Annotated in this window: 8 protein-coding genes; all 8 read left to right on the top strand. The window is 59.2% G+C overall.

The window, feature by feature from the left end:
- Window positions 1-806 precede the first annotated feature (806 nt).
- The 8 genes from FJ320_08850 to FJ320_08815 all read left to right on the top strand — a co-directional run bounded on the left by FJ320_08850 (window position 807) and on the right by FJ320_08815 (window position 7730).
- Entirely contained in the window at window positions 807-1937 is a 1131-nt protein-coding gene (locus tag FJ320_08850; protein ID MBM3926079.1) for an alpha-hydroxy-acid oxidizing protein, read from the top strand.
- 12 nt (window positions 1938-1949) lie between these two features.
- A complete protein-coding gene (locus FJ320_08845; GenBank protein ID MBM3926078.1) occupies window positions 1950-3050 on the top strand; it encodes an alpha-hydroxy-acid oxidizing protein in 1101 nt (366 codons plus the stop codon).
- A 577-nt stretch (window positions 3051-3627) separates the two neighbouring features.
- On the top strand, window positions 3628-4065 hold the full coding sequence (locus FJ320_08840; protein MBM3926077.1) for a transcriptional repressor: 438 nt from the start codon (window positions 3628-3630) through the stop codon (window positions 4063-4065).
- Between the two features lie 103 nt (window positions 4066-4168).
- The gene (locus tag FJ320_08835) at window positions 4169-4405 is read left to right on the top strand and encodes a hypothetical protein (GenBank protein ID MBM3926076.1); all 237 of its coding nucleotides are present in this window, start codon (window positions 4169-4171) and stop codon (window positions 4403-4405) included.
- Window positions 4406-4415: 10 nt separating this feature from the next.
- Window positions 4416-5423 (top strand): zinc ABC transporter substrate-binding protein, encoded by a 1008-nt coding sequence (locus tag FJ320_08830; protein MBM3926075.1) that lies wholly within the window; start codon window positions 4416-4418, stop codon window positions 5421-5423.
- 68 nt (window positions 5424-5491) lie between these two features.
- Window positions 5492-6316, top strand: coding sequence for a metal ABC transporter ATP-binding protein (locus FJ320_08825; protein ID MBM3926074.1), 825 nt, complete (start codon window positions 5492-5494; stop codon window positions 6314-6316).
- Between the two features lie 158 nt (window positions 6317-6474).
- Window positions 6475-7350, top strand: coding sequence for a metal ABC transporter permease (locus tag FJ320_08820; GenBank protein MBM3926073.1), 876 nt, complete (start codon window positions 6475-6477; stop codon window positions 7348-7350).
- A gap of 179 nt (window positions 7351-7529) precedes the next feature.
- Window positions 7530-7730, top strand: a complete 201-nt coding sequence (locus FJ320_08815; GenBank protein ID MBM3926072.1) for a hypothetical protein — start codon at window positions 7530-7532, stop codon at window positions 7728-7730.
- The last annotated feature ends 58 nt before the right edge of the window (window positions 7731-7788 follow it).

The following is a 7788-nucleotide window of genomic DNA, read 5'->3' as shown; positions in this document are numbered from 1 at the left end:
CTGACAATGCTGCCGGACCTGGGGAAGGGTTCCATAGTAGTGGTGGCGCTGTCGAGCGGGGCAGGGATGAACTGGGGGTCCGGGGCGGACCTGGTGGAGGGGGCATTGCTGGGGGCGGCGGTGCTGGCCGGGCTGGCGATAGGTTGGATATTGAGTTCCTGAGGGGGTGACGCTAGCGGCGTTTGTTGCCGTTGGTAGGGGGATGGGACGGAAGGGTGTGGGTGGGTGGATGTGGTGTGGTGGCAGTCACGGTGATTAGATTCCCTTCGACCAGGCTCAGGGCAGGCTTCGACTGCGTCTCAGAATGACATACATGACTCACTCTTTTTATTAACTACAGTCCACTTTGCATGAAACGCCAGACTTGTTCTCACTCGGTATACCATCCCCTGGCCCCTTTCCCGACTGCATCGGGACTGAGTACAGCCTGCTGGAAGGGGAAGAGAAAATAAGATCACCTCATCATCCCCCTTCGACAAGCTCAGGGCAGGCTCTAACCCCTTCTTCTCCTTCGCGATAGGAGAAGAAGGGGAACCTGAGGGGACACCCCCCTCTCGGCGCGGGTTTTGCTTCCGCTTGACTCTTCCAAAAAGCGCCGGCTTAGTTTTCGTGCAAAGGTGCTACAGTCCTGGAATAGCATCAGCCACCTAAGGGTGGTGGGGAGACAGCGGATTAACCGGATGGGGTAGGAAACGTAATCGTGCTTTCATGACTGGTCAGGGGGTATGTTGGCGTGTGGATTGACCGTGCTTTGAGGGCGTCATATACTCCGCTGCGCCAATGGCTTATCGCTGAGGAGACCCGTCATGCTGGACAAGTCACGCCTGGTCAACATTTACGATTACGAGGCAGTCGCGAAGAAGACGCTGCCCAAGGAGCAGTACGATTTCATCGCCGGCGGGGCGACGGACGAGATAACGCTGCGCCGGACTCGCGCGGTCTACGAGTCGATTTTGCTGAAGCCCAGGGTGCTGACAGACGTAAGCCACATCGATACGTCGACCAGCGTTTTGGGGCATCCTATCAAGTTCCCGATCATGCTGGACCCGGCCGGGGCACACAAGCGGGCGCACCCGGACGCCGAGATAGCGACGGTGAAGGCGGCGGGCGCGGAGGGGACGCTGATGGTTGTCAGCTCGGCGGCGAGCCACACGCTGGAGGAGGTGTCGAAGCACGCTACAGGGCCGATATGGTTCCAGCAGTACATCTATCGCGATCCTGGACTGACCAAAGAGATGATGCAGCGGGCGGAGGAGGCGGGGTACAGCGTTATATGCCTGACACTGGACTCCAAGGTGAAGCCCAAGCGGGAGCGGAACATTCGAAACAAGTATGTGAGCGACTCGCCGCCCAACTATGCGGGGCTGAAGCTGAAGCCGTATTCGTGGGAGTTCACGCCCGACGCTCCGGCAGGGCTCAACGACATTCGCGACCCGGGGGCTAGCTGGAAGGACCTGGACTGGGTGCTGTCCAACACGACGATGCCGGTTATCGTGAAGGGAATTATGACAGGGGAGGACGCCAGACTGTGCGCCGAGCATGGTGTAAAGGGACTGATAGTGTCCAACCACGGAGCGCGGCAGCTAGACACGACCTTCGCGACTATCGAGGTGCTGCCGGAGGTGGTGGACGCATCGGACGGGAAGCTGGAGGTGTATCTGGACGGGGGGATTCGCCGAGGGACGGATATATTCAAGGCGCTGGCGTTGGGGGCCAAGGCGGTGCTCATTGGCAGGCCGTTGTTCTGGGGGCTGGCGGTGGGAGGCGAGGAGGGCCTGCGGTCGGTCTTGCAGATGCTTAGGGAGGAGCTGGAGATAACCATGGCTATGTGCGGGACGCCGGACCTGGAGAGCATTGACCGCAGCTTTGTGGGCACCACGTCGCCGTTGATGGCGGCGCTGTCGAACATCGGCGGGCTGAGGCCGCCCATCGCGTAGCAGGAGACTAGAATGGCCGAGAACCTGATAAACCTTTTCGAGTATGAGGCCGAGGCCAAGAAGCGGATGCCGAGCCTCGAGTACCAGCGTATCGCCGGCGGAGCGGGGGAGGAGTTCACGCTGCGGCGAAATCGCGAGATTTACGGAACGATTATGCTGCGGCCTAAGATGCTGACGGACGTGAGCAGCGTAAAGACAGCCACCACGGTACTGGGGCACAAGATGTCATTTCCGGTGATGCTGGCGCCAGCAGGGTTCCACGCCCGGGCGCACAAGGACGGGGAGGTGGCGTCGGTGAGGGCGGCGGGAGCGGAGGGCGTGGTGATGATGCTAAGCTCGGCGGCGCTGAAGACGATGGAGGAGGTGGCATTGGCGGGGGCGGGAACGCGATGGTTCCAGCAGTACTTCTTCAGGGACAAAGGGCTAAATCTAGAGTTTGCAAATCGAGCGGAGAAGGCGGGGTACAAGGCTATATGCGTGACGGTGGACTCCAAGGCGCGGCCTAAGCGGGACCGGGACTTGCGGAACAGCAACGCAAGCCTGACGCTGCCCAACTACAAGGGGCTGGGGCTGAAAGAGAACGGCGAGGGGAGCAAGGTTTTATTCGATATTCGAGACCCAGGCGCGACGTTTGAGGACTTGGAGTGGCTGGCGTCGAAGACTCGACTGCCGGTTATTCCCAAGGGCGTGATGCGCGGGGACGACGCGCGGCGGTGCGTGGAGCACGGCGCCAAGGCGGTGGTAGTGTCGAACCATGGCGGAGGCATCCTGGACACCGAATTTTCGGCCATAGAGATGCTGCCGGAGGTGGTGGAGGCGGTGGACGGGAAGGCGGAGGTGTATGTGGATGGAGGGATACGCCGCGGCAGCGACATAGTGAAGGCGCTGGCGTTGGGGGCGAGGGCGGTATTGATTGGGAGGCCGGTGTTCTGGGGGCTGGCGGTAGCCGGTGAGGAGGGAGTACGAGGGGTGCTGCAGGTGCTGCGGGAGGAGACACAGATGACGATGGCGATGTGCGGGGTGGCGGACGTGAAGGCCATTGACCTCAGCCTGATTGGAGGCGTGTCGCCGCTGGCAGACGTGCTGTCGCAGCCGGGGTGGCGGATGGGGTAGAGGGCCGGGTTCGGAGGCTGGGTACTGTTTGCGCTATCGCAGACGAGAAGAGATGCGTAGCGTAGTGGCAAGGATGATGGCCAGGCTGCGGTCATGACAGATTCCTCGACCTCGTGCGAGTACAAGCCGATAAATCGAGCTTCCCTAATTGAATAGAAACTAAGGTTGGGGAGACTACGCTCGGAATACAATTCTATCTCTTGTTTACAGCCTCAATCCTTCACGTGTAATAGAACTCATATGGGGGAGGAGAGGGGGAGGGCGAGGGCCGATAAATCGAGCCTCCACGTCGTATAAAGAATAGCGGTGGTGGAGTGACCTCGCCCCTACATTCCGAGGTTGAGGTGTAAGTTTAAGATGGGGCGTGGTAGCAGACACGTTGATTAGATTCCCTTCGACCAGGCTCAGGGCAGGCTTCGACTGCGTCTCAGAATGACAGTTACGGTTCTTCTTCATGAGTCCCAGCCCTGTGTTGGGCATATACATGCAATGAGAACCGCCTCGTAAGAACAGTTGACATAGGTCGGGGTAACGCCTATCTTTGTTGTTGCAAATAATTGCAACATCTAGTTTTTGCATGACAAGACATTCGGATACCATTGAATCTTTGCGGGAGCGGGGAGTACGGCTGACGCCGCAGCGGATGCTGATCCTGAACATAGTGGCGCACAGCGACGATCATCTGGGGGTTGATGAGGTATACGGGAGGGCGAAGGAGTCGTACCCGTATATAGATGTCGCCACGGTTTATCGGACACTGCACTTGCTGAAGAAGCTGGGGGTGGTGACGGAGGTGGCGATTGGGGACCGGCTGCATTTTGAGCTGACGGACCCGCATAGGAAGCATCACCATATGGTGTGCCGGGCGTGCGGGGGCGCGTACAACCTGGACCCGGCCTATCTCAAGGCCTTTCGACAGACGCTGGTCAAGGAGTTCGCTTTTGAGCCGGACCTGGACAATTTTACGGTGACGGGCGTGTGCGCGAAGTGCGCCAAGAAAACTGGGAGGAAATGAGGATACTTTTCGGTTAGGAGTGTTAAGTGGTAACTTCCGCCACGCCAAGGTTCCGACCTAATCCTAATCTTCCCCTCAAGGCGTATGACGCAGAATACATTCCTTGTTCATAATCGGGATACCATCCCCTGGCCCCTTTCCCGACTGCATCGGGACTGAGTACAGCCTGCTGGAAGAAGGGGAAGAGAAAATAAGGATCACCTCATCATCCCCCTTCGACAAGCTCAGGGCAGGCTCTAACCCCTTCTTCTCCTTTGCAATAGGAGAAGAAGGGGGACCAGATGGGAGAGTGAGCGCCGAGACTGGCGCACAACATCCAAAGCAAACAGAAGCGAAATGAGGAAAGGGAAATAATAATAGTGATTAGCCGACTCCTGGTCATACTTACCCTGGCCGCGACCGTTTTTGCGCTGGCGTGTGGAGACGATAGCAATAGTGACGGGACGAAGCTGAAGGTGGTGACGACGGTGTCGCCGATAACGAGCATTGCGGAGAACATTGGGGGGGAGAGAATTAGAGTGGAGGGGATTGTGCCGGAGGGGGTGAACTCGCATACGTTTGAGCCTGCGCCTTCGGTGGCGAGGCTGCTGTCGGAGGCGGACTTGATTGTGGTGAACGGACTGTTTTTAGAGGAGCCGACGCTGGAGATGGCGGAGGCGAACAAGAAGGCCTCTGCGCAGGTGTTGCTGCTTGGGGACAACACTATCAGCAGGGGTGAGTGGGCCTTCGACTTCAGCTTTCCCGAGTCGGAGGGACACCCCAACCCGCACCTGTGGCCCGACCCTATGCTGGGGCTGCGGTACGCCGAACTTATTCACGGCAAGCTGGTGGAGATGGACCCGGAAAACAAAGAATACTACGACGCGAACCTGGCGGAGTTTCGGGAGCGCATTGTGGACTACGATAGGATGATCAAGGAGGCAATCGCCAGCATACCATCGCAGAACCGGAAGCTGCTGACCTACCACGACTCGTGGGCGTATTTCGCGAGGCGGTACGGGATGGAGGTGGTGGGAGCGGCGCAGCCCGCCGACTTCTCGGAGCCGTCGGCGAGGGAGGTGGCGAATCTGATAGACCAAGTAAGGGATCTGAAATTACCGGCGGTGTTCGGGTCGGAGGTGTTTCCGAGTCCGGTGCTGCAACAGATCGCCAGAGAAGGCGGGGCCAGGTTTGTCGACAGCCTGCGGGACGACGACCTGCCCGGCGCGCCGGGGGATGCCAGACATTCGTACCTGGGTCTGATATCGCAGAACATGGAGATTATGGTCGAGGCCCTGGGGGGCGACAAGAGCAAGCTGTCGGGGCTGGATCCCAGCCCGGTGTTCGAAGGGTCGAGCGGCGCGGTGTACCCGCAATAGAGGACTGAATGCTGCATCCATATCCACATGAGCGGCGTCGCGAGAAGCCAGCGGTGAGCCTGGAGGGGATGACCTGCGGATATAACGGTCAGGCTGTTCTTCAGAACGTGGACCTGGTGGTACATGAAGGCGACTTTGTGGGGCTGCTAGGGCCGAGCGGGTCTGGGAAGACGACGCTGCTGCGGGCCATCCTGGGCGCGGTGGAGATATATGAGGGCCGGGCGGTGGTGGATGGGACGCTGGTGGGGGAGAAGAGGCCGAGGGCGGGTTACGTGCCGCAGTTGGAGGCCATCGACTGGAACTTTCCGGTGACGGTGGAGGAGGCGGTGATGATGGGGCGCACGATGGACAAGGTGGCGTTTCCGTGGTTTGGAGCGCGGGATAAAAAAGCCGCGTTGGATATCATGGAAAGGCTAGGAATTGGAGGCCTGTCCAAGCGGCACATACGGGAGCTGTCCGGGGGGCAGCAACAGCGGGTGTTCCTGGCGAGGGCGCTGGTGAGCAGCCCCAAGCTGCTGCTTTTGGACGAGCCGACGTCGGGGGTGGACATAAAGACTCGCGACGACGTGATGCACCTGCTGCACGACCTTAACCACGACGGCGTGACCATAGTGCTGACGACGCACGAGATAAACTCGGTGGCGGCGCATTTGCCGTGGGTGGTGTGCATCAACGGGCGGGTGCTGGCGTCAGGGCCGCCGTCGGAGGTGTTCACGACGGAGACCTTGAGCCGGACTTACGGGGCGGACATGCCGGTAATCCACTACAACGGCCTGACGCTGGTGGGGGAGCGGTCCCACGCCTATGGCCGCAACGGCGGAGCGAAGCCGTCCCACGGGTCGCACGAGCACAAGGTGGTTGGCGTTAATTCATCTGAGGCTGAGAGGGGGTAATGGGAAGTAGCTCTAATGTCCGTCTCGTGGAGCTAGGGTTTCACCCTCATCCTGCACCTTCTCCCATCAAGGGAGAAGAAGGTTTGCGGGATGCCCCTCACCCCATGGGTTTTAATTGCACTGCTGCAGTGCGCAGCAAGGATATCAGAGGTTGAGCGGTGTTTGAGCCTTTTGAGTACGAGTTCTTCGTTAAAGGGCTTATTGCGGCTACGCTGGCCAGCGCCCTGTGCGGGCTTATCGGCGTGTACATTGTGCTGCGGCGGATGTCATACATTGGGCACGGGCTGTCGCACGCCGTCTTCGGCGGCGCGGTGGTCAGTTACGTTATGTCCTTTAACTTCTATGTCGGCGCGAGCCTGTGGGGGTTTATATCAGCGCTGCTTATCAGTTTAACCACACGGGAGCGGAAGATAGGGGCAGACGCGGCCATCGGCATTATCACGACGGCCAGCTTCGCGGTGGGCATCGCGCTTATCAGCCGGTACAAGACGTTTACGCGGAGCTTTGACGCGGCGCTGTTCGGCAACATTTTGGGGGTGAGCAATGGGGACATTTTGGCGCTGGCGGTGGTGTCGGCGTCGGCGGCGGTGCTGGTGTTCGTCGGCTACAAGCTGTTCCTGTTCACGACCTTCGATGAAGAGGTAGCGAGGTATTATGGGGTGCCGACGGGGTGGGTGGACACGGGGTTCTCGCTGGTGCTGGCGGCGACGATAGTGGTGTCTATGCAGGTTTTGGGGGTGACGCTGATAGCGGCGGCGATAGTGATTCCACCCATCGTCGCTAGATTATTAACAAATAGTTTCAAGACGATGATGGCGCTGTCCACGGCGCTGGGCGGGTTCTGCGGGCTGGCGGGGATATATCTGAGCTACTACATCGACGTATCGTCAGGGGCTACGATTGTGCTGGTGGCGGCGGGGCTGTTTGTGGTGACGCTGGCGGGGACGAGTCTGAGGGGTCGGAGGATGGCGTGGGGGCGGAGGGCGTCGGGGAGGAGGGTGGCGGAGAGAAAGCCGGCTATAAGTCCTGATTGAAAATCTAATAAGGGCTAACTTTTATGTTGAGAAATTGGGCCGGGGATCCGGCCCTTTTTGTTTGTGGCAGGTTGGACATAGTTTTCAGTATGTGACAATTTTGCCTTGGTTTTTTGAAGGCAGCATGGCAGACTTCCCGCTCGTCCTGAGACAAAGAACGGGAAAATTAAGGAGGAGATATGGCGAGGTCTGGATCAGGACTGGCGGTGTTAGGCAGGGGGGTTACGCAGAGGTGGATGATAGTAGCGATGATGGCGGTGCTGGCGGCGTTGGTGATGATGATGGGAGGCGGGATTCCGAAGGTGTCGGCGCACGGCGTTATAGACCAGGCAAACACGGGTCAACCGCCAGGGGGGACTTTTCAAGCTGCACCAGCATAGCTATTGGCGTTACAGGACAACGGGGCCAGGAGTTTATTCCCACAAAATCGCCCATAGT

The organism is SAR202 cluster bacterium (assembly GCA_016872285.1).
Lineage (GTDB): Bacteria > Chloroflexota > Dehalococcoidia > Lucifugimonadales.
The sequence above is the reverse complement of the archived record's forward strand: the minus strand, read 5'-3'. Positions and strand labels throughout refer to the sequence as shown.

What these genes read in the sequence shown, in the direction of transcription:
- FJ320_08850 (MBM3926079.1), top strand. Translation starts at nt 807, where the DNA reads ATGCTGGACAAGTCACGCCTGGTCAACATTTACGATTACGAGGCAGTC.
- FJ320_08845 (MBM3926078.1), top strand. Translation starts at nt 1,950, where the DNA reads ATGGCCGAGAACCTGATAAACCTTTTCGAGTATGAGGCCGAGGCCAAG.
- FJ320_08840 (MBM3926077.1), top strand. Translation starts at nt 3,628, where the DNA reads ATGACAAGACATTCGGATACCATTGAATCTTTGCGGGAGCGGGGAGTA.
- FJ320_08825 (MBM3926074.1), top strand. Translation starts at nt 5,492, where the DNA reads ATGACCTGCGGATATAACGGTCAGGCTGTTCTTCAGAACGTGGACCTG.
- FJ320_08815 (MBM3926072.1), top strand. Translation starts at nt 7,530, where the DNA reads ATGGCGAGGTCTGGATCAGGACTGGCGGTGTTAGGCAGGGGGGTTACG.